This is a genomic window from Roseococcus sp. GW821-FHT12F05, assembly GCF_058806835.1.
Genome location: NZ_JBXAQB010000001.1, coordinates 143282 through 162397, shown reverse-complemented (window position 1 = coordinate 162397; position 19116 = coordinate 143282). Strand labels below are relative to the sequence as shown.

Genomic DNA, 19116 nt, shown 5'->3' with positions numbered 1-19116 from the left:
CTTATCTGCAACGCATCAACGCGTGAACGAAGCGATGGCAGTTCGGGCAGAGCAGTTCAAATTGATCCGCGTTTGAGAGTCGTTCGCCCTCTGCGAGAGGAATTTTATGATGTACATCGAGAAAGGCGCGCGGCGGCAATCCTGTTCGCTCAGCATATGCGTGCGGATCGAGGCCGCACCTCTCGCATTGCATCCTTCCTTCGGCCGCACGCATCGTGCAGAACTGCTCGGCCAGTCCCGTTGCGCGCACGCGAAGTGAGATGAACTGCTCGACAGTCATGCCTTCTCGGTGCAGTTCAACGATATCATTGCCGATATCTCGCAGCGTGCCGATATCAGACGGCATCGGTGCCGTATCGCGCGCTCTGTCGCGCCCATATTCGGTTAGCGTATAGTGCTTATTGCTGCCCTGATGGATGCGCTCGCGTGTCCACTTGGCTGTCATCCAATCGACGTGATTCGAAAACGCTTGCACGCCATTCTTTAGTTGTAAGGTCAATAGCTTAGAGCTCAGCGCGAACCGCTGGGCGAGCATTTCCTTCATTCTATCGGTATTGTGGAAGGATTGCTTAGCCGCCCATGGCAGCGCCTCATTCTCCATGTCTTCGAGAGAAGGAAAGCCGGGGTTAAGGCGGGGGACTTTCATTCCCGCAGGTTAAGCGCCATGCGCCGCCCATGCCAGTTCATCGAGGGATGAAATCTGAAATCATCCTCTAGTCGTGACCCGAGGGAGTTGACCCAATCTTTGTATCGGCCTGCTCTTCCCCCGACACAGCGAGAGAGCGGCCCACGGATGACTGTTCCGATTCTCACCACCAAGCACCTGGCCATGCCGGCCCTCGGCCTCGGCACCTGGCCGATGAAGGGCGCCGATTGCGAGGAGGCGGTCGGCACCGCCCTCGACATGGGCTACCGCCACATCGACACGGCGGAGATGTACGGCAACGAGGAGGCCGTGGGCGCCGCCCTGGCCGCCACCTCCGTCCCCCGCGGCGAGATCTTCCTCACCACCAAGGTCTGGTGGGACAAGCCGAAGGGCCCGGCCTTCCGCGCCGCCTTCGAGCAATGCCTGACCCGGCTGAAGCAGCCCTATGTCAACCTGCTGCTCATCCACTGGCCCTCGCCCGAGCTGGACCTGCCCTCCGTCCTCACCGCCATGGCGAGGATCCGCGAGGAGGGGCTGGCGCGCGCCGTCGGCGTCGCGAACTTCCCGTCCGCCCTGCTGAAGCAGGCGCTGGCGCTGGACATCGCCCCCATCGCCTGCAACCAGGTCGAGCAGCATGTGATGCTCGACCAGCGGAAGCTGCTCGACATCACCCAGCCCGCGGGCATCGTGCTGACCAGCTACACGCCCGTCGGCAAGGGCGAGGTGCTGGCGCATCCGGTCATCCAGCGGATCGCCGGGGAGCACGGCGCGACGCCAGGCCAGGTGGCCCTGGCCTGGCTGCTCTCGAAGGAGCTGGTGGCCGCGATTCCCAAGGCGCGCGGCGTCGAGCGGCAGGCGGAGAACCTCGCCGCGGCGAAGCTGAAGCTCAGCGAGGCGGATCTCGAGGCGATCGGCGCGCTGCCGAAGAACAGGCGCTTCGTGAACCCGGCTTTCGCCCCCGCCTGGGACAGCTGATCGGGCTTGCGGCGGCCCGCCGTCCCGGACCAAACTCCGCCCGCTGGACCGGACGCAGAAATCCGGCCGCGGGTGTCTTGCGCCGCGCAACGACCCCCGGCATTCCGCGTTTGCGCGAGGTGCCGTGGGCCCCTGCCGAGACGAGGAAAGGCGAAGATATGGCGGAACCGGATGATGAGGGCGAAGAGGTCGATCTCGGCATCAGCCTGGAGGTCGTCGCCACGGTCGTGGACCTCGCCAATGCCGTGCAGGAGGCCGAGGAGGCCGAGATCGGCGATGACGACGACGACGAGCCGCTCGACGACGACGAAGAGGACGAGATCTCCGAGGAGATGCTCACCGATTACATCGATGAGCTGAACGAGGAGCAGCAGGTGGCGCTGATCGCGCTCGCCTGGGTCGGCCGCGGCGACTACGAGCCCGAGGAGTGGGCGGAGGCGGTGAAGCTCGCCACCGAACGCAACGTGAAGGGCGACGCCAGCACCTACCTCGCCGGTCTGGAAGGGCTGGGCGACCTGCTCTCCGAGGGCGTCGGCGCCTTCGGCTTGGCGATCGAAGAGATCGACAGGTAGTTTTTTGCGCCCTCAAACGCCGGGTGGGTTGGGGCTGCTTGCCCCAACCGTCGCCTTGGCTTCGCCGCGCGGCTGAAACACCCGGCCGTTAGGTCAATTTGGCGGCGCCGGCCGCAGTCGCGGCCGAAATCTCCGTAGGCGCTCCGTTTCTGCCTATCTGCTCCACTCGGGCTATCTGCTCCACTCGGGCAGGGCGCTCTGCGCGCGCGAAAAATCCTCGGGCGTGCCGATGTCGATGAAGCGCCCGTCCACCTGGAAGCCGCGGATGTCCAGCCCCTCCGGGCGCTCCAGGATCTCCTTCTCGAAGGAGAAGGCGCCCGCGATGGACCGCTTCGAAAGAAGCTCCCGCCGGATCAGGTAGATGCCGGAATTCACCAGCCCCGGCCCGTGCTCGCCCTTCTCGCGCAGCCCGACGAGGCGCCGGTCCTCCAGCACCACGCTGCCGTAGCGCGCCCGGTCCTCGACCGGCCGCACCGCGAAGACGAGGTCCGCCTCCGGCGCCGCCTGCGCCATCGCGGCATAGTCCGCCGCCTGCCAGGTGTCGCCGTTCAGCGCGAAGACGCGCTCGCCCGATGTCGCCGCCATCGCCGCCCAGAGCGAGCCGCCGGTGCCGAGGGGTGCCTCCTCGCGCACATAACCGATCTCCATCGCCCCATGCCGATCGCCGATCGCCGCCTCCACCATCTCGCCGAGATAGCCTGTCGCCAGCACCACGCGCCGCAGCCCGCCGCGCTCCAACGCGTCGAGCAGCCAGGCCAGGAAGGGCCGGCCGGCCACGGGTGCGAGCGGCTTGGGCACGTCGCTCACCACGCTGCGCAGCCGCGTGCCGAAGCCGCCGGCCAGGACGATGGCCTCCGTGGGGAGCATCAGGCGTTCTTCGGGAAGATTGCTTCCTCGATCATCGCGCAGATGGCATGGCCCAGCACCTCGTGCCCCTCCTGGATGGAGGGCGTCGAGGGCGAGGGGACCATCACCGTCACGTCGCACTGCTCCGCCAGCACCGCCGCGCCGGGCCCGTTGCCGGTGAAGCCCACGCAGGTGATCCCGCGCTCCTTCGCCGCCTTCATCGCCGCCAGGATGTTCGGCGAGCGGCCCGAGGTGGTGAGGCCGAAGAGCACGTCGCCCTCCACGCCCAGCGCCTCCACCTGGCGCGAGAAGACGCGCTCGTAGCCGTAGTCGTTGCCGATGGCCGTGAGGATCGAGCTGTCGGTGGTGAGCGCGATCGCCGGCAGGCCCGGCCGGTCGTAGTAGAAGCGGCTGACCAGCTCGCCGGCCCAGTGCTGCGCGTCGGCGGCGCTGCCGCCATTGCCGCAGATCATCACCTTGCGGCCGCCGCGCAGCGCCGCGATGCAGAGCTCGGCGGCCTGCGTCGCCGCATCGATCATGGCCTGGTCCTCGGCCATGCGCCCCATCAGCGCGGCCGTCGCCTGCACCGCGCCCAGGATCGTCCTCTTCTCGGCCATGCCGCGCACCCTTCGCAAAATCCGGAGGCTCTATCGCCCCGTTCCCCGCGAAAGGCCAGGGGTCCTCGGGCCGGCATCCCACCGCGGGCCGCCGCGCCCGTCCGGTTCTCCGCCCACTCCGCCTGCCGGCTTGGAGCATCAGCGGCGTGGCGAAGCCAGGCGCGCGCCTGGGTCTGGGGGCACTAAATAGTCCGGTAGCGCTCCAGCCAGTCGAGATCCGCGCACAGCAGGAGCTCGTCCCGACGGTCCGCCCGCATCAGCGCGCGGCGCAGGGCGGCATCGATGGCGACGTCGTCGAGCAGCACCCGCGGCTCGTGCGCCGCGTCGAAGCCCACGACATGCGGGAAGGCCGCGACGCAGGCGGCCAGCAGCGCGCGCGGCCCCTCCGGGTCCACGACCAGCTCCCCGAGGTCGAAGCTGATGACCGTGAGCGTGCCGCGCTCCAGCAGCCAGGGCGCCATCTGGGCTGCCAGCCGCGCCGCGCCGGGCTCGCCGAGGCGCAGCAGGTCGAGCCGCTCCAGCCCCTCGCGGGCCAGCACCGCCGGGATCTCGCCGAGCGGGACGGCGCGCGCGGCCGCCCGCGTCAGCCCGTTGCCCACCAGGTTCTCCGCCAGCGAGGCCGCCTTGCGCAGCGAGGCCTCGTGCGCGACCAGCGCCGCATGGGCCGGTGCGCCGGTGGCCAGCCCGAGCGTGGCGACGCCGATCCCCGCGCCGCCCTCGACGATCACGCGTCCCTCGCCCATGTCGGACCAGGCCGCGCGCAGCAGCGCGGCCCAGCGCGGCGCGAAGCCGGGGGCGGCCAGGAGCTCCGGCTCGCGGCTGTCGCCCGCCAGCACCACCTCGCCGCCCGGCAGCCGCAGGGCCCGGCTGCGCGGCCCCTCGGGCTGCGGCAGGCGGTGCTCGATGGAGGGGCTGGTCAGCAAGGTCCGGCGCAGGACGCGCAGGCTCGGCGAGCGCAGCCGCAGTTCCTCCACGGCCTCGGAGGCGGGGGAGGCGCCGTCGCGCAGCGTCAGCGCAGCCTTCGCCGCCTCGTCCGTCACCTGGCTCTCGATCCAGGTGCCGCGCTCCGGAAAGCCCGCGAGCGCGAGGCCGGCAATCTCCGGGCTGGTCAGGATGCCATCCATCAGCCCCGCGACGCTGCCCGTGCCGCACCAGGCGTCGAGCACCGTCTCGCTCTCAGGGTCGCGGCCCAGCAGGAAGCGATAGGCCCAGCGGACCGTCGCCGGTTCCAGCGCTTCGCTCATGCCCATCGCTCCAGCCAGCCGAGATCATGGCACAGCACGAGGTCGTCCACGCCGCGCCGCTCGGTCAGCACGCCGTGGAGCCACCAGAGCAGCGCTTCCCGGCCCTGCACGGGAAACGGCCGGTCGTCCTCGCCGAAGACGACGAGGGCCGGGAAGGCCGCATGCCATTCCTCGATCACTTCCAGGGGATTGCGCGCGGCCACGGCCATCTGGGTCCAGATGTTGAATTCGGCGAAGACGAGCGGGCGGTCGCGCCGGATCGCCTGGGCGGCGCCGGCCATGACGGCGCTCTCGGAGCCCTCGACGTCGATCTTCAGCAGGTCCATCCGCTCCAGCCCCTGCTCGGCGAGCACCGTGTCGAGCCGCCGGAGGGGAAGCGCGGCCCGCCGGGCGCTGCCCTCGGGCGCGTAGCTCCGCTCGCCCACGACGTAGTTGACGGCGGGGTTGTCGTCCGCGAGCCGCATCGTCGCGATACCGTCCTCGGCGCCGAGCGCCACCTCGACGACCCGCGCCCGGTCGAGCCCGTTCGCCGCGAGATTGACCCGCAGCAGGCGCGTGCAGCGCGGGTCCGGCTCCGCGCAGAGCAGGACGGCGTGATCGGGCGCCCCGCCGGCCAAGGCGAGGCTGGTCAGGCCGATATTGGCCCCCCCGTCGACCAGGACGCGCCCGGCCCCGCCATCGGGGAAGGCCGCCCGGGCGACGCGGGCCAGCCGCTCCGCGCCCGGATCGAGGCCGCCCGCCGTCAGCGCCTCCCAGTAGCCGTCGCCAGGCTCGCCCTGCAGGGTGAATTCCCGGCCGAGGAAGTCGAAACGGCGCGGCCCGGTCTGCGGCTCGGCGATCGCCGCGTCGCCGTAGAGCCGCTTCAGGAAGCCCGCCCGGAAGCCGGCCAGGCTCTGGTGCCCTTCGAGCGCGGAAGCCACCTCCGGCTCCGACGGCGCGGAGCCGTGCAGGAGCCGGTGCGCCGCCACGGCGACGTCGCGGGACAGCGGCTGCTGAAGCCAGGTGCCCCTGGCCGGGAAGCCGGCCGCGCAATAGGCCTCCGCCTCGGGCGAGGCGGCCATGGAGGTCAGGATGTCCCGCGGATTCAGGGCGCTCCAGCCCTCGATCACGGCGCGGTTCTCGGGCTCGCGGCCCAGCACCAGCCGATAGGCCCAGCGCACGGTCTCCGCGTCCCCGGCAGCGGCGGGCGGGTTCATGCGCCTAGTTTCCGCGCGGCCGCCAGAACGTCAAGCAAACGGGCGTCAGGCAAACGGACCTCAGGCAAGGCGGCGGGCGGCGCCGCGGCCCGGCCGTCCGCTCATGCCCAGCGCTCCACCCAGCCGAGATCGTGGCACAGAACCACGTCGTCCACCCCGCCGCGCCGGGTCAGCACGGCATGGAGCAGCCAGGGCAGCCCGTCCGTGGTGGGGAAGGGCAGTGGCAGGCCCTCGTCGTCGAAGCCGACGAGATGGGGGAAGGCGGCGTGCCATTCCTCCAGCACCGCCAGCGGGTTCTCGCGGGAGACGGTCATCAGCGTCCAGAGGTTGAACTCGGCGAGGACCATCGGCCGGTCGCGGCGGATGGCGCCGGCGGCGCCCAGCATGGCGGCGGTCTCGTGGCCCTCCGCGGCGAGGCGCAGCAGGTCCAGCCGCTCCAGATCCAGCTCGGCCAGCAGGCCGTCGAGCCGGCGATGGGAGAGCTCCGCATCGTCCTCGGCGCCCAGGGCGGCCTCGGCGAAGCGGGTCTCGTTCAGCCCGTTGGCGGCGAGGTTGTGGCGCAGCAGGGCGGCCGCCTCGGCCTCCGGCTCGATGCCGACGAGCCAGGCGTGGTAGGGCAGGGCCGTGCCCAGCGCGACGGCGGCGAGGCCGCTGCCCGCATGGGCGTCGACCAGCACCCGGCCTGTGCCGCCATCGGGGAAGGCCGCGGCCGCGACCCGGGCGAGGCGCTCGATCCGCGGATCCTGCCGCCCCTGCGAGAGGTAGTGCCAGGACGTCTCCCGCCCGGTTGCGCGCAGCGTACGGTGCTGGCCGAGCAGGCGGAATTGCGCCTCCCGAGTCTCCGCCGGGTTGCCGACGTCCTCGGCATCCACGGTCACAGTAGGGGCCTGATCCATGCGGATGTTTTCCGCGCTGGCGCCGCCGGCGTCAATCCATGGATTTCTATGGATAAGCGGGGCCTCACGGCTTCGGCGATTTCGCCCCAACCCATCGCACCCTGTGTGGACAGGAGAGCGATTCACGATTCCGGCGCTTCGCCCCAACCGATCGCACCCTATGCGATCTCGCGGATCAGCTTCCGGCGGACCGCGGTGCCGAAGGCCTCGAAATCCTCGGCCACGATCATGAAGGCGCCGTCGCCGCCGATGACGTTCTGCTGGAAGTACTGGTCGAGCGGGATGGAGGGCATGCGGCCGAAGGTCGGCCGGTCGTTCACGATGGGCAGGCCGTTGATGACGATGCCCTCGGCCACCGCCTCGTCGCGCGCCGATTCGGCGGGACGGCCGGAATTGTTCACGCCGTCGCCCGAGACGTCGATGACCTTGCGCGTGGCCTCGTAGGGCGCCTCGGCCAGCGTCCGGCGGGCGAAGTCGATGCCGCCGGAGATCGAGGTCCAGGAGAGCGAATTGCGCGGCGCCTCGGCCAGGGCGGAGGACCAGGCGTCGGCGTCGCCCTGGTTGGCGATCCGCGTCCAGGGCAGGACAAGGCGCTGGTACTCGAAGCCGGCCCATTCGACATAGGCCAGCCCGATGGCGCCGATCATGCCCCGGCGGACCACCTCGACCACGCGCGGATCGCTCACTGCGTTGCGGTAGCCCTCGCGCTGGAGGCGCGCCTCGTCCTCGTCGATCGAGCGGCTGACGTCCACCGCCAGGACCAGCAGCACATCCACCGGCTCGGGCTCCGCCCGAGCGGGGCGCGCCGTCCAGAGGGCGGGCGCGGCGGCGGAGGCAGCGAGGAGAGAGCGACGACGCATGCGGCGAAACTCCACGGGGGAGTCGCCATGGAACCGCTCATGACGGAGTCAATGCAATCTTTAGTTGCGGTGCAGCTACAATTCGCGGACGACGGCCGCGCAGACCCGGTCCACCTCGGCCTCGGTGAGGTAGGGGTGCATGGGCAGCGACATCACCTGGTGGCAGAGCGCCTCGCTGACCGTGAGCGCCGGCGCCGCAGCAAGGCCGGCGGCATGCGCGGCCCGGTAGGCCGGCTGATGATGCAGCGGCTTGGGGTAGTAGACGCCGAAGGGGATGCCCTCCGACTTCAGCGAGGCCTGCACGCGGGCGCGCTGGTCGGCGTCGGTGCAGCGGATGGTGTAGAGGCCCCAGGCGCTCTGATATGCGTTCGAGGGGGCCTCGCTGGAGGCGCGCTGCAGCGCGACCTTCCCGGTCAGCCGCGCCGCGTACCAGGAGGCGACCTTGGCGCGATCCTTCAGCTCCTGCGCGAAAAGATCCATCTTGCACAGCAGGATGGCGGCCTGGAGCGTGTCGAGGCGCCCGTTCATGCCGGTGCGCAGCACCTCGTAGCGGCCGCCGCCCTCGCCGTGGGTGCGGAGGCTCCGGTACAGCTCGGCGCGCTCGGCGCTCTGGGTCAGCAGCGCGCCGCCGTCGCCGTAGCAGCCGAGCGTCTTGGTCGGATAGAAGCTGAGCGTTGTCGCATCCGCGTGGCAGCCGAGCGACTTGCCGTGCAGGAAGGCGCCGAAGGCCTGGGCCGCGTCGTCCAGCGTGAACATCCCGTGCTTCTGCGCGATGGCGTTCAGCGCCGGCCAGTCGGCGGGCAGGCCGAAGAGGTCCACGCCCACGATGGCGCGGGGCTTCAGCTTGCCTTCCTTCACCACGAGCCCGATGCGGCGCTCGAGGTCGGCGAGGTCGATGTTGAAGGTCTCCGGGTCCACATCCACGAAGACCGGCGTAGCGCCCAGCACCAGCGGCACCTCGGCTGTGGCGGTGTAGGTGAAGGCGGGGAGGAAGACCGCATCGCCGCGGCCGATGCCCTCGGCCATCATGGCGATCTGCAGCGCGTCCGTGCCGGAAGAGACGCCGACGGCATGGCCGCAGCCGGCGAAATCGGCGAGCCGCTTCTCCAGCTCGGCGACCTCGGGCCCGTTGATGAAGCGGCCGGAGGAGAGGACATGGGCGATGCGCCGGTCCAGCTCGGGCCGGATCAGCGCCTGCTGGGCCTGCATGTCGAAGAGCGCGATGGGACGGGTCTGGTCGTTCATGGGCGCCTTGGTGCGCTGCAGCGCGGGATGGATCAACCCCCGCCGGATTCAACCTGTGTGACGAATCACTACCGGCCGGGAAGGCATGGCCCTCCCGGATCGGCAGCCTTTCCCTCAGAACGAATAGCGCAGCCGGACCGTGCCCGAGATCTCGCGCACCCGGCTCGAGAGCTCGCTGTCCAGCCGGGCGCCGAGCGTCCAGCGCGGCGCGACCTCCGTCTCCAGCCCCACCGCCAGCAGCGCCGAATCCGTGTCCGGCCGCGCGCCCTGCGTGGTGAAGCCGCTGCCGGGAAAGGCGATGAAGCTGGTCGCCGAGCTCTGCTCGCGCATCACGTAATGCGCCCAGGCCAGCCGCGCGAAGCCGCGCACCGGCCGGCCCGCCACCACCCGGGTGCCCTCGGCCTGACCGCCGAGCTCCGTCCGCACCGTGCTGTTGGTGGAGGCCGCGACCTGCACGCCCGTCGGCGTGCCCGGCGCGCTGCTCCGTTCCGTGAAGCCGTCGCTGTCCGTCACCTGGGCCTGCACGGCCAGGAAGGGCTGCAGCCGGATTCCGGCCCGCGCCACGCCGTCGTGCCGCGCCTCGACGCGGAAGGACCAGACCCGGGCGTCATAATCCGCCCGCTGCTGCGCGCCCCCCAGGAAGTCCTGCGTGCGCTTGCTCTCCACGTCGAGGAGGGACAGCGCCGCCGCGCCTTCCAGCGTGAGGCCGCCGAGCGGAGTGCCGATCCGGGTCCGGCCATAGGCGCCGAGCTGTCCCGTCCAGCTGCGCGCGCTGCCGAGCCCGCCGGAGAGCGAGGCATGGGTCTCGCCGGCCGCCGCCGAGACGCCGGCGAGGCTCTCCGCGCCCAGCGCGATGTCGAGGCCCATGGCGAAGCCGTAGCCCTGCGCGGAGCGCGTGGCCGAGCCCGCGCCGCTCTCGCCGGCCACGCGGGAATAGGCGCCCATGGCCTGGCCCCACATGGCAAGGCGCGGCCGCGGCGCCGGCGTTGCATCGTCGCCATCGGCTGAGCCGATGGAGGCGATGCGGCTGCCGATCGACGACCCCTGCCCCTGGCCGAAGACGTTCAGCATCGAGGAGAGGAACTGCTGGCCCGCGACCACGCCCATGCCGGTGCTGGTGGTGGAGACCTCGCCCGAGAGCTGGTTCACGGCGTTGCCGATGCGATTCGCCGGCGCGTTGTACACGCCGAAGAAGGGCTGCAGGTTCCCGCCGGCGTTGCGCGCCGCGTCCAGCGCGCCGCCCGCGCCGCGCAGGTTCGCGGGCAGGAAGCCGCCCAGGCCCGGCGCCGTCGCCGTGGTCGTGACGCCGGAGGGCGTGGCCGTCGTCACGGTGGTGCCCGATTCGGGGGTGGGGATCAGCGCGGCCGGGGCGAGGGTGAGCCGCACCCGGCTGGCGCTCACGTCGAGTGCCGCGGTGACGCCCGCGCCGAAGCTGCCTTGGGTCATGACGGCGGGCGAGCCGGTGATGCCGCCGGCCGTGATCAGCGTGTAGGGCGCGTTGAAGGTGGCGCCGATCGGGATCAGGCGGATGGTGCCCTGCAGGCTCGCCGTGCCCGTCACGTCCAGCCGGTCGGCCGAGGCGGCGCCGACCTCGAAGGCGGCCGTGGCGCCCGCGGCCAAGGTGAGGTTGCCGTTGACCGTCAGCGTGCCGATCGAGTTGCCCGGCGCGATCGTGCCGCCCGAGGCGATGGTCGTGACGGGCAGCGTGCCCGTGCCGCCCACCGTGCCGCCGGCATTCACCGTCAGTCCCGATGAGCTGGCGATCGAGCCGTTCACCGAGAGCGTGCCCGCATGCACCGTGGTCGCGCCCGTGTAGGTGTTTGCGCCGCCCAGGATCAGATTGCCCGTGCCGATCTGCGTCACGGCGCCCGCGCCCGAGATCACGCCCGACTGCGTCAGCGTGTCGGAGCGGTTGAAGACGAGCGTGCCGGAATTGGCCACGCCGCCGCTGCCGAGCGAGCCGGTGGTCCCGCCGTCGCCCACCTGCAGCGTCCCCGACAGAATGGTCGTGCCTCCGGAATAGGTGTTGACCCCGGTCAGGATCGTGGTGCCGCTCGCCGTCTGGTACAGCGCGCCCGAGCCGCCGATCGCATTGGCGACGGTGTGGCTGTCGGTGCGGGCGAAGACGAGGATCCCGTCATTGGCCACGGCGCCGGGGCCGAGATTGCCGGTCGTGTTGGAGTCGCCGACCCGGATGCCGCCGCCGACGCCGATGACGGTCCCGCCGGAGTAGGTGTTCGCCCCTGTGAGGATGATGCCGCCATTGGGCGCCGCCTCCAGCACGCCGGAGCCGCTGATCACGCCGGAGATGGTCAATGGCGCGGTGCTGGTGGGCTTGTCGACGACCAGCCGGCCGTTGTTCGCCACGTTGCCGGAACCAAGGGCGCCGGTGCTGCCGCCATTGCCGACCTGTAGCGTCCGGCCCGCATCGATGGTCGTGCCGCCGCCATAGGTGTTGTTGGCGGTCAGCACCAGCGTGCCCGTGCCCGACTGCGCCAGCGAGCCTGGGCCGCTGATCAGACCGCCGAAGACCAGCGTGTTCGACCGGTTGAAGACCAGCGACGTGCCGCTCCCAAGGCTCACATTGCCGGCGATGGACCCTGTCGTCCCGGCATTGCCGATCTGCAGCGTGCCCGCGCTGACCGTGGTGCCGCCCGCATAGGTGTTGGCCCCCGTCAGGATCAGGGTCCCCGAGCCGGTCTTCCCGAGCGAGCCGTTGCCCGCGATCACGTTGCCGAGCGTCGAGCCCGCGACCTCGGGCGCGATGGCGAGCGAGCCGGCGACGGCGATGTCGCCGACCAGCCCCCAGCCCGCGCCGAGCGTGAGGGCATTGGACCCCCCGGTGAAGTTCAGGGCGTTCGCCCGGGCCCCGCCGCCGGAGAGGCCGCCTGAGACCGACGCGTTCAGCGTCAGGTCGAGGCCGGAGCCGACGATGCCCTCGCCGCCCGCGCCGGCGGGCCCAGCCGTGGTGGCGATACCGCCGGCCCCGCCGTTGCCGCCCGTCACCGCGGCCCCGATGATGGCCGTCACGCCGGTGGTGTCGGTGAAGACCAGGCCGTGACCGCCGCTTCCGCCCGCCGCGCCCGTGCCGGTGCCGGACCCGCCGGCGCCGCCATTGCCGCCGGTCACGGTGGAACTCAGGGTGCCGAGGCTTCCGCTGCCGGTCACCACGGCGCCCCAGCCGCCAGCGCCGCCACCCCCGCCGCCCATCGAGGTGCTGTTGCCGCCATAGCCGCCATAGCCGCCCCACACCGAACTGGCGGGCAGCCCCGCGTCCACGAGGCCATGCGCGCCGCCGCCGCCACCGCCCGCACCGAAGGTTGACGAGTCCGCGCCGTCCGAGCCGGTTCCGCCACCCGCGGTGCCGCCGTTGCCATGGAGGCTTCCGCCGCCATCGCCGCCATTGCCGCCGGTGACGCCTGCGCCGCCGCCGCCGCCGCCGGGGATCTGGCTGGACGGGTAAGGGAAGCCTCCGCCATCGCCGCCCGGGCTGGTGGCGCTGTCGCCGCCGCCCGCGCCGCCGCTGCGCCCGCCGGCTCCGCCATCGGCGAAGGCCGGCTGGACCGGTGTGGAGGCGAGCAGTGCGGCCCCTCCGAGGATGAGGCCGATCCCGACCAGCGCGGTGGAGCCGCTCAGGCCGGGGCGACGCCGCGGAAAGGAGGAACCGGGAGTTTGCAGCACGGAAGGCACACCTTCGATTGTTGGTGTGCAGGGAATGGCACGCGGGGTGTTAACGCCCCGCTACCGGCGCGGGCGTTTCCCCTGGGATTTTCGGTGCTTTCAATGGCATGGATAGGTCCCGCAGCGCTGTGCGCGCGCCGCGGGATGCTTTCCCGCAGGCGTCAATGCCCGCCGCCCCCACCCCCCGGCTTCGGCCGCTGCAGCAGCAGCACCAGCGGGATCGCCGCGGCGAAGAGCAGGCTCATCGCCACCAGCACGTCGTTGTAGGCCAGCACCAGCGCCTGCTGCTCCACCATCTGCGCCAGCCGCCGCAGCGCCGCGCCCTGGGCCTGCGCCTCGCCCATCCGCGGCGTCATCGCGGTGACGAGATTGTCGTACCACTGCGTCGCGGCGATCCGGCCCGAGCTCACCTGCTCGGCCATGTGCAGCCGGTGCGCCGCGCCGCGGTCGGTCACCATGGTGTTGATGAGCGCGAGCCCCACCGCGCCGCCGAGGTTGCGCATCAGGTTGTACAGCCCCGAGGCGTTCTTCAGCCGCGCCGGCGGCAGGGTGCCGAGCGCGATCTGGTTCACCGGCACCATCACCATCATGGTCCCCACGCCGCGCAGGCCGAGCGCCAGCCACATCTCGTTGAAGCCGGACAGCGTGGTGAGGTCCGAGGTCAGCCACAGCGCGTAGCTCATGATGGCGAGGCCGAGCGCCAGCACGACGCGGACGTCCATCCGCTGCGCCATCTGCCCCACGATGGGCGCGGCCGCGAACATGGCGAGGCCGGTGACGAACATGGTCTCGCCGATCTGCAGGCTGTTGAAGCCGCGCACGCGCCCGAGGAAGAGCGGGATCAGGTAGACCGAGCCGTAGAGCCCGATGCCCAGCAGGAAGGCCAGCACGCTGCCCACCGCGAAGTTGCGGTTGGCATAGGCGCGCAGGTCCACGATCGGCTCCTGCCGGGTGAAGGCGCGGGCGAAGAACAGCGCGCCCGACACCACGGCCACCACGGCGAAGGCGGCGATGGTCTCGTCCTCGAGCCATTCCCAGCGCGGGCCTTCCTCCATCACGTATTCGAGGCTGCCGAGGAAGGCCGCCATGAAGGCCAGGCCCCACCAGTCGAAATAGGCCAGCAGCTTCGGATTGCCCTCGTCGATCCGCATGGTGGCCCAGACCACCGAAGCGACGAGGATGCCGACGGGCACGTTGATCAGGAACAGCCAGTGCCAGGAAAAGGTCTCGGTCAGGACGCCGCCCAGCGTCGGGCCGATGGTCGGCGCCAGCGTCGCGGTCAGGCCGATCAGCACCGAGATGCGCGTGCGCTGCTTGCCGGGGAAGAGGCTGAAGGCCGTCGCGAAGACCGTCGGGATCATCGCGCCGCCCAGAAAGCCCTGCGCGGCGCGGAAGGCGATCATCAGCGGCAGCGAATCCGCCATGGCGCAGGCCAGCGAGAAGACGGTGAAGCCCACCGCCGATGCCGTGAACAACACCCGCGTCGAGAGCAGCCGCGACAGGAAGCCCGAGAGCGGGATCATGACGATCTCCGCGATCAGGTACGAGGTCTGGATCCAGGAGGCCTCGTCCGGGCTGGCGGCGAGGCCGGCCTGGATGTCGGCGATGCTGGCGGAGACGATCTGGATGTCCAGGATCGCCATGAACATCCCCAGCACCATCACCATGAAGCCGAGGAATTTTTCGCGCGAGACCGCCGGCGTGGCGGGCGCGGGCAGGGCGCCGATCGTGGTCGCGGACATGGCGCCCTCCCTCCGTCAGACGTTCAGCGCAGGTGGAGCGTCGCGGCCGCGGCGCCGAAGACGCTGCGCGGCGCGCCGGGATCGGGGCGCAGGTCCACCCTGGCCTCCACGGACAGGCCCGGCCGCAGCAGCGCCGCATCCTGGCCCGCGTCGAGCGCGATGCGCACCGGCACGCGCTGCACGATCTTGGTGAAGTTGCCGGTGGCGTTCTCCGGCGGCAGCAGGCTGAACAGCGCGCCGGTGGCGGGCGCGAGGCTCTCGACGCGGCCATGCAGCTCGTGGCCGGCGTCGACGGAGAGCGTCACGGGCTGGCCCGGGCGCATGCCGCGCAGCTGCGTCTCCTTGAAGTTCGCCGTCACCCATTGCCGCTCCGGCGGCGGCGCCACGGCGATGAGGTTCTGCCCCGGCCGCACATGCGCGCCGAGCTGCGCCGTGCGGTTGCCGACGATGCCGGCGAAGGGGGCGCGGATCACGGTATAGGCGAGGTTGCTCTCGGCCAGCGCAAGCTGCGCCGCGGCCTCGGCGCGGCGGCCCTCGGCGGTGGCGAGCTGGCCCTCCAGCACCGGCACGGCGGCGCGGGCCGCTGATGTCGCGGCCTGGGCGGAGGCCAGCGTGGCCTCGGCCTTGCGGCGGTCGGCCAGCGTGCGGTCGGCGTTCTCGCGGCTGCCGAAGCCCGACTGTGCCAGCGAGCCGTAGCGCCCGGCATCGGCGGTGGCGCGGACGCGCTCGGCCTCGGCCTGGGCGATCTGCGCCTCGGTGGCGGTGATCTGGGCGCGCTGCTGCTCGATCTGCGCGCGGATGGTGGTGATGCCGGCCTCGGCCTGGGTCAGCGCGGCGGCCGCGGCGTCGCGGCGGGCGCGCCAGTCGCGGTCCTCCAGCTGGATGAGGGGCTGGCCCTCCTCCACCCGCTGGTTGTCGGTCACCAGGATCGCGCCGATGTCGCCCTCGATGCGGGCGCCGAGCAGGACGATGTCGCCCTGCACATAGGCGTTGTCGGTGGCTTCCATGTGGCGGCCCACGCGGAACCACCAGTTGCCGCCCAGCCCGGCGCCGACCAGCGCGGCCAGCAGCAGGACGGGGCGCAGCCGCCGGGCGAGGGAAGGCTTCTTCCCGGCCGTCACGGATTGGAGGGCCGGATCGGCGGAGAGAGGGGTCTGGGCGTTCATCGGACTAAACCGTTCAGTTCAACGCCGCGGAACATGGCGAAGGGCCGCGGCGGCGTCAAGAGTAAACTGAACCGTTCAGTTCAATCTTGAAATCGGGTGTGCTTCATGACCATAAGAGCGTCCATGAGCGCACAACTCGACACCGCCGACGCCTCGCCGAAGCGCCGCCAGATCCTGGACGCCGCGGGAAAGCTCTTCCTGGCCGAGGGCTATGCCGCGATCTCCATGGACGCGATCGCGCGCGTGGCCGGCGTCTCCAAGGCGACGCTCTACGCCTATTTCCCGGGGAAGGACGCGCTGTTCGGCGCCATGGTGGCCGAGCGCTGCGCCGGCATGCTGGCCCAGAACCGCTTTGTCGGCGACCACGATGCGCCGCTGCCCGAGGCCCTGCGCCGGCTGGTTGATTTCTGGCTGCGCTTCCTCATCAACCCCGAGGTGGTCGCGACCTACCGCACCGTCCTCGCCGAGGGTGCCCGCTTCCCCGACCTCGCCCGCGCCTTCTTCGAGGCGGGCCCGAAGATCGGCCTCGCCTGGATCGGCGAATGGATCGCGGAGGAGCAGCGGCGCGGTCGCCTGCGCGCGGATCTGGACCCCCGCACCACGGGCGCGCAGATCGTCGCCCTGCTGCGCAGCGAGCTCTACATCAAGATCGCGCTCGGCCTGGTGAAGGTCCCCTCCGAGGAGGCGATCACCGCCGAGGTGGACGCCGCCACCGACCTGCTGCTGCGCGCCCTCGCCGCCTCGCCTTGACCGCTCCCGGAGCGGTCCTAGGCTCCGTCGGATTCTCGGAAAGGCGGTTCGGCATGACCCTGGCGATGTCTTGGGACGAATGGGCGCGGCATGACGCGACGGCGCTGGCCGAGCGCGTCCGGACGGGCGAGGTCACGCCGGCCGAGCTGGCCGCCCAGGCCGCGGCCGGCGTCGCGAAGGTCGATCCCGCCGTCAGCGCCGTAGTCGAGCTCTTCGAGGACGTGGTCGCCGATCCCCTGAAGGACGGCATGGACCCCACGGGCGTCTTCGCGGGCGTGCCCTATTTCATGAAGGATCTCGGGCCGACGCTGAAGGGGCGCCTGCAGGAGATGGGCTCCAGGCTCATGCAGGGGAACCGCGCGGCTTCGGACAGCTTTCTCGCGTCGCGCATCCGCAAGGCCGGGCTCAACATCATCGGCCGCAGCACCACGCCGGAATTCGGCACCTGCTCCTCGGCCGAGAACCCCGAGGTTTATGTCACGCGCAACCCGTGGAACACGGGCTACACCACGGGCGGCTCCTCGGCCGGCACGAGCGCGCTGGTGGCCGCCGGGGTGACGCCGATCTCGCACGCCACCGACGGCGGCGGCTCCATCCGCATCCCCGCGGGGTGGAACGGCAATATCGGCCTGAAGCCCTCGCGTGGCGTCTTCTCCATCGCGCCCTACGGCTCGGACCTCGCGAGCGTGGTCTCCATCCAGGGCTGCCATACCCGCACGGTGCGCGACACCGCCGCCTTCGTGGACGCCTGCCGCGGCGGCGCGCCGGGCGAGTTCATGCCCTACTGGACGGTGCCGGAGCCTTATACCGAGATGATCCGCCGGGACCCGGGAAAGCTCCGCATCGCCCTCTCCCACGAATGGGGCGACTACCGCGCGGCGCCCGAGCTGGTGGCGGAGCTGCAGCAGGCGGGCCGGCTGCTGGAAGGGCTCGGCCATTGCGTGGAATGGGTGGTGCCGCGCATCGACTTCCGCGCGGCCTATGCGGCGCAGACCACCTGCTACATCACCAACTTCGCGCAGACCATCGCGGCGCTGCTGCGCTCGAAGGGGCTGGAGAAGCCGCCGGCCGATCTGGTGGAGCGCATGAACATCCGCATCTGGGAAGCGGGGATCGGCGCCTCCTATTCCGAGCGAACGGCGATGCAGGCGGCGTTCAACGCGACCTCGCGCGAGTTCGGCGCCTTCTTCGAGGAATGGGACGTCATCCTGACGCCGATCACCGCGAAACCCACGCCCGCGGTCGGCACCACGGAGTACCTGACGATCGCCGACAACCCCTCGGTGCTGGACTGGTTCGAGAACCTCTGGGGCATCTTCGCCTATACGCCGCTGTGCAATCTCGCCGGCATCCCCGGAATCTCGATGCCGATGGGCGAGCAGGCGCATGGGCTGCCCTTCGGCATCCAGGCGATATCAGCGCAGGGGCAAGACGGGCTGCTGCTGCAACTCGCGGCGCAGATCGAGCGCGCGCTGGACGGCAAGTGGAACGGCGGACGCCGGCCGCAGGTGCACGTGGCGGCCTGAGAATTTCAGCCGCGCCGCAACCCGCCTGCGAGATGACGGAAGGCCTCGACCGCCTTGCCCAGCACGGCGGGCGGGTCCTCCGAGGCAGCCACCCATAGCGAGGCGCTGAGCGCCGCGCCGTTGAGCAGCCGCGCCGCCGCCTCGGCATCCATCGGCCTGACGGTCCCGTCGTCGATGAGCGCCTGGATCGCCTGCGTCATGGTGCGCAGGCAGGCCGTCTGGTTCGGCCATTGCGACGGGTCGCCCAGCACGGCCGGCCCGTCCAGCAGCATGATGCGCTGAATCTCCGGCTCCAGGGCCATTTCGATATAGGCAATGCTCTCGTCGACAAGGGCGAGCCAGGGAGTCTCCGCGCGGTCCCGCACGGCGCGCAGCCGCGCCAGCATCTCGGCGTCGATCTGGTCGATCACCGCCTGGAGCAGGCCCTTCTTGTCGCTGAAATTGTGGTAGAGCGCCCCACGTGTGAGCCCGGCCCCGGCGGTCAGCTCGTCCATCGACGCCGATGCATAGCCCTTTTCCGCAAAGGCCTTGCGGGCCGCCCGGATCAGCTTCGCCCGGGTCTCCTCCATCATCTGCGCGCGCCGTCCCGTGGCCACGGAAATCTCCTGCTCAACGACATACGCCTCGTATGCGGGTTGACATACGAGACGTATGTCCCAATCTGCTCGCATACGGGGCGTATATCAAGGGTCCGGCCCCGGCCCGTTTCGAAAAGGATCGGCATCATGGCCAAGCGCGACGCGATCTTCCCGCCGGGACGGCAGGCTCTCTACGACATCCATAAATATTCCGCGGCGATCCGCTCGGGCGACCTGCTCTTCGTCTCGGGCCAGGTCGGCAGCCGCGAGGACGGGTCACCCGAGCCCGACTTCGAGAAGCAGGTCCAGCTGGCCTTCGACAATCTCAAGGCCGTGCTGAAGGCCGCCGGCGCCGGCTTCGACGACGTCGTGGACGTGACCTCCTTTCACACCGACCCGGCCGCGCAATGGGAAACGGTCACCAAGGTCCGGCTGAAGGAGATCGGCGAGGCGCCTTATCCGAACTGGACCGCCGTGGGCGTGACCTGGCTCGCGGGCTTCGATTTCGAGATCAAGGTCATCGCCCGCCTGCCCCAGGCGGGTCAGGCATCGGCCTGACCGAGCGGCGGCGCCCTC

17 protein-coding genes are annotated in these 19116 nt (G+C 71.0%); 5 read left to right on the top strand and 12 right to left on the bottom strand.

Annotation, left to right across the window (positions count from 1 at the left end):
• Nucleotide 1 precedes the first annotated feature (1 nt).
• Nucleotides 2-646 (bottom strand): HNH endonuclease, encoded by a 645-nt coding sequence (locus AC1ROY_RS00840; protein WP_493146291.1) that lies wholly within the window; start codon nucleotides 644-646, stop codon nucleotides 2-4.
• A 147-nt stretch (nucleotides 647-793) separates the two neighbouring features.
• On the opposite strand from AC1ROY_RS00840, the gene AC1ROY_RS00835 reads away from it, so the two are divergent.
• Nucleotides 794-1621, top strand: a complete 828-nt coding sequence (locus tag AC1ROY_RS00835; RefSeq protein WP_493146290.1) for an aldo/keto reductase — start codon at nucleotides 794-796, stop codon at nucleotides 1619-1621.
• A gap of 158 nt (nucleotides 1622-1779) precedes the next feature.
• Nucleotides 1780-2193 carry a DUF3775 domain-containing protein gene (locus AC1ROY_RS00830; RefSeq protein ID WP_493146288.1) on the top strand — a complete coding sequence of 138 codons (414 nt, stop codon included), beginning with the start codon at nucleotides 1780-1782 and terminating at the stop codon, nucleotides 2191-2193.
• A 171-nt stretch (nucleotides 2194-2364) separates the two neighbouring features.
• On the opposite strand, the gene AC1ROY_RS00825 is transcribed toward AC1ROY_RS00830, so the two are convergent.
• The 10 genes from AC1ROY_RS00825 to AC1ROY_RS00780 all read right to left on the bottom strand — a co-directional run bounded on the left by AC1ROY_RS00825 (nucleotide 2365) and on the right by AC1ROY_RS00780 (nucleotide 15686).
• On the bottom strand, nucleotides 2365-3060 hold the full coding sequence (locus AC1ROY_RS00825; protein WP_493146287.1) for a nucleotidyltransferase family protein: 696 nt from the start codon (nucleotides 3058-3060) through the stop codon (nucleotides 2365-2367).
• The gene (locus AC1ROY_RS00820) at nucleotides 3060-3656 is read right to left on the bottom strand and encodes a D-sedoheptulose 7-phosphate isomerase (RefSeq protein WP_493146285.1); all 597 of its coding nucleotides are present in this window, start codon (nucleotides 3654-3656) and stop codon (nucleotides 3060-3062) included. Before AC1ROY_RS00820 ends, AC1ROY_RS00825 begins: the two co-directional genes overlap by 1 nt.
• A 182-nt stretch (nucleotides 3657-3838) precedes the next feature.
• On the bottom strand, nucleotides 3839-4900 hold the full coding sequence (locus AC1ROY_RS00815; protein ID WP_493146283.1) for a hypothetical protein: 1062 nt from the start codon (nucleotides 4898-4900) through the stop codon (nucleotides 3839-3841).
• Nucleotides 4897-6096 carry an FkbM family methyltransferase gene (locus AC1ROY_RS00810; protein ID WP_493146281.1) on the bottom strand — a complete coding sequence of 400 codons (1200 nt, stop codon included), beginning with the start codon at nucleotides 6094-6096 and terminating at the stop codon, nucleotides 4897-4899. The genes AC1ROY_RS00815 and AC1ROY_RS00810 overlap by 4 nt, the downstream gene beginning before the upstream one ends.
• A gap of 101 nt (nucleotides 6097-6197) precedes the next feature.
• Nucleotides 6198-6992 (bottom strand): hypothetical protein, encoded by a 795-nt coding sequence (locus AC1ROY_RS00805; protein WP_493146279.1) that lies wholly within the window; start codon nucleotides 6990-6992, stop codon nucleotides 6198-6200.
• A gap of 158 nt (nucleotides 6993-7150) precedes the next feature.
• On the bottom strand, nucleotides 7151-7852 hold the full coding sequence (locus AC1ROY_RS00800; protein WP_493146278.1) for a DUF1194 domain-containing protein: 702 nt from the start codon (nucleotides 7850-7852) through the stop codon (nucleotides 7151-7153).
• 75 nt (nucleotides 7853-7927) lie between these two features.
• Complete coding sequence (locus AC1ROY_RS00795; RefSeq protein ID WP_493146275.1) at nucleotides 7928-9097, bottom strand: DegT/DnrJ/EryC1/StrS family aminotransferase; 1170 nt, start codon at nucleotides 9095-9097, stop codon at nucleotides 7928-7930.
• A 114-nt stretch (nucleotides 9098-9211) separates the two neighbouring features.
• The gene (locus AC1ROY_RS00790) at nucleotides 9212-12778 is read right to left on the bottom strand and encodes an autotransporter domain-containing protein (RefSeq protein WP_493146274.1); all 3567 of its coding nucleotides are present in this window, start codon (nucleotides 12776-12778) and stop codon (nucleotides 9212-9214) included.
• A gap of 161 nt (nucleotides 12779-12939) precedes the next feature.
• Nucleotides 12940-14520: a DHA2 family efflux MFS transporter permease subunit gene (locus AC1ROY_RS00785; RefSeq protein ID WP_493146273.1), complete on the bottom strand. Its 1581-nt coding sequence runs from the start codon at nucleotides 14518-14520 to the stop codon at nucleotides 12940-12942.
• Nucleotides 14521-14543: 23 nt separating this feature from the next.
• Nucleotides 14544-15686: an HlyD family secretion protein gene (locus AC1ROY_RS00780; protein ID WP_493146271.1), complete on the bottom strand. Its 1143-nt coding sequence runs from the start codon at nucleotides 15684-15686 to the stop codon at nucleotides 14544-14546.
• Between the two features lie 123 nt (nucleotides 15687-15809).
• Here AC1ROY_RS00780 and AC1ROY_RS00775 point away from each other — a divergent pair, with 123 nt between their 5' ends.
• Both AC1ROY_RS00775 and AC1ROY_RS00770 read left to right on the top strand, forming a co-directional pair.
• Nucleotides 15810-16436, top strand: coding sequence for a TetR/AcrR family transcriptional regulator (locus AC1ROY_RS00775; protein WP_493146269.1), 627 nt, complete (start codon nucleotides 15810-15812; stop codon nucleotides 16434-16436).
• A gap of 53 nt (nucleotides 16437-16489) precedes the next feature.
• Nucleotides 16490-17962, top strand: coding sequence for an amidase (locus AC1ROY_RS00770; protein WP_493146268.1), 1473 nt, complete (start codon nucleotides 16490-16492; stop codon nucleotides 17960-17962).
• Between the two features lie 5 nt (nucleotides 17963-17967).
• Here AC1ROY_RS00770 and AC1ROY_RS00765 read toward each other — a convergent pair whose 3' ends face one another.
• Entirely contained in the window at nucleotides 17968-18558 is a 591-nt protein-coding gene (locus AC1ROY_RS00765) for a TetR/AcrR family transcriptional regulator (RefSeq protein WP_493146265.1), read from the bottom strand.
• Nucleotides 18559-18687: 129 nt separating this feature from the next.
• Here AC1ROY_RS00765 and AC1ROY_RS00760 point away from each other — a divergent pair, with 129 nt between their 5' ends.
• A complete protein-coding gene (locus AC1ROY_RS00760) occupies nucleotides 18688-19098 on the top strand; it encodes a RidA family protein (RefSeq protein ID WP_493146263.1) in 411 nt (136 codons plus the stop codon).
• The last annotated feature ends 18 nt before the right edge of the window (nucleotides 19099-19116 follow it).

What these genes read in the sequence shown, in the direction of transcription:
- AC1ROY_RS00840 (WP_493146291.1), bottom strand. Translation starts at nt 646, where the DNA reads ATGAAAGTCCCCCGCCTTAACCCCGGCTTTCCTTCTCTCGAAGACATG.
- AC1ROY_RS00835 (WP_493146290.1), top strand. Translation starts at nt 794, where the DNA reads ATGACTGTTCCGATTCTCACCACCAAGCACCTGGCCATGCCGGCCCTC.
- AC1ROY_RS00830 (WP_493146288.1), top strand. Translation starts at nt 1,780, where the DNA reads ATGGCGGAACCGGATGATGAGGGCGAAGAGGTCGATCTCGGCATCAGC.
- AC1ROY_RS00825 (WP_493146287.1), bottom strand. Translation starts at nt 3,060, where the DNA reads ATGCTCCCCACGGAGGCCATCGTCCTGGCCGGCGGCTTCGGCACGCGG.
- AC1ROY_RS00820 (WP_493146285.1), bottom strand. Translation starts at nt 3,656, where the DNA reads ATGGCCGAGAAGAGGACGATCCTGGGCGCGGTGCAGGCGACGGCCGCG.
- AC1ROY_RS00815 (WP_493146283.1), bottom strand. Translation starts at nt 4,900, where the DNA reads ATGAGCGAAGCGCTGGAACCGGCGACGGTCCGCTGGGCCTATCGCTTC.
- AC1ROY_RS00810 (WP_493146281.1), bottom strand. Translation starts at nt 6,096, where the DNA reads ATGAACCCGCCCGCCGCTGCCGGGGACGCGGAGACCGTGCGCTGGGCC.
- AC1ROY_RS00805 (WP_493146279.1), bottom strand. Translation starts at nt 6,992, where the DNA reads ATGGATCAGGCCCCTACTGTGACCGTGGATGCCGAGGACGTCGGCAAC.
- AC1ROY_RS00800 (WP_493146278.1), bottom strand. Translation starts at nt 7,852, where the DNA reads ATGCGTCGTCGCTCTCTCCTCGCTGCCTCCGCCGCCGCGCCCGCCCTC.
- AC1ROY_RS00795 (WP_493146275.1), bottom strand. Translation starts at nt 9,097, where the DNA reads ATGAACGACCAGACCCGTCCCATCGCGCTCTTCGACATGCAGGCCCAG.
- AC1ROY_RS00785 (WP_493146273.1), bottom strand. Translation starts at nt 14,520, where the DNA reads ATGTCCGCGACCACGATCGGCGCCCTGCCCGCGCCCGCCACGCCGGCG.
- AC1ROY_RS00780 (WP_493146271.1), bottom strand. Translation starts at nt 15,686, where the DNA reads ATGAACGCCCAGACCCCTCTCTCCGCCGATCCGGCCCTCCAATCCGTG.
- AC1ROY_RS00775 (WP_493146269.1), top strand. Translation starts at nt 15,810, where the DNA reads ATGAGCGCACAACTCGACACCGCCGACGCCTCGCCGAAGCGCCGCCAG.
- AC1ROY_RS00770 (WP_493146268.1), top strand. Translation starts at nt 16,490, where the DNA reads ATGACCCTGGCGATGTCTTGGGACGAATGGGCGCGGCATGACGCGACG.
- AC1ROY_RS00760 (WP_493146263.1), top strand. Translation starts at nt 18,688, where the DNA reads ATGGCCAAGCGCGACGCGATCTTCCCGCCGGGACGGCAGGCTCTCTAC.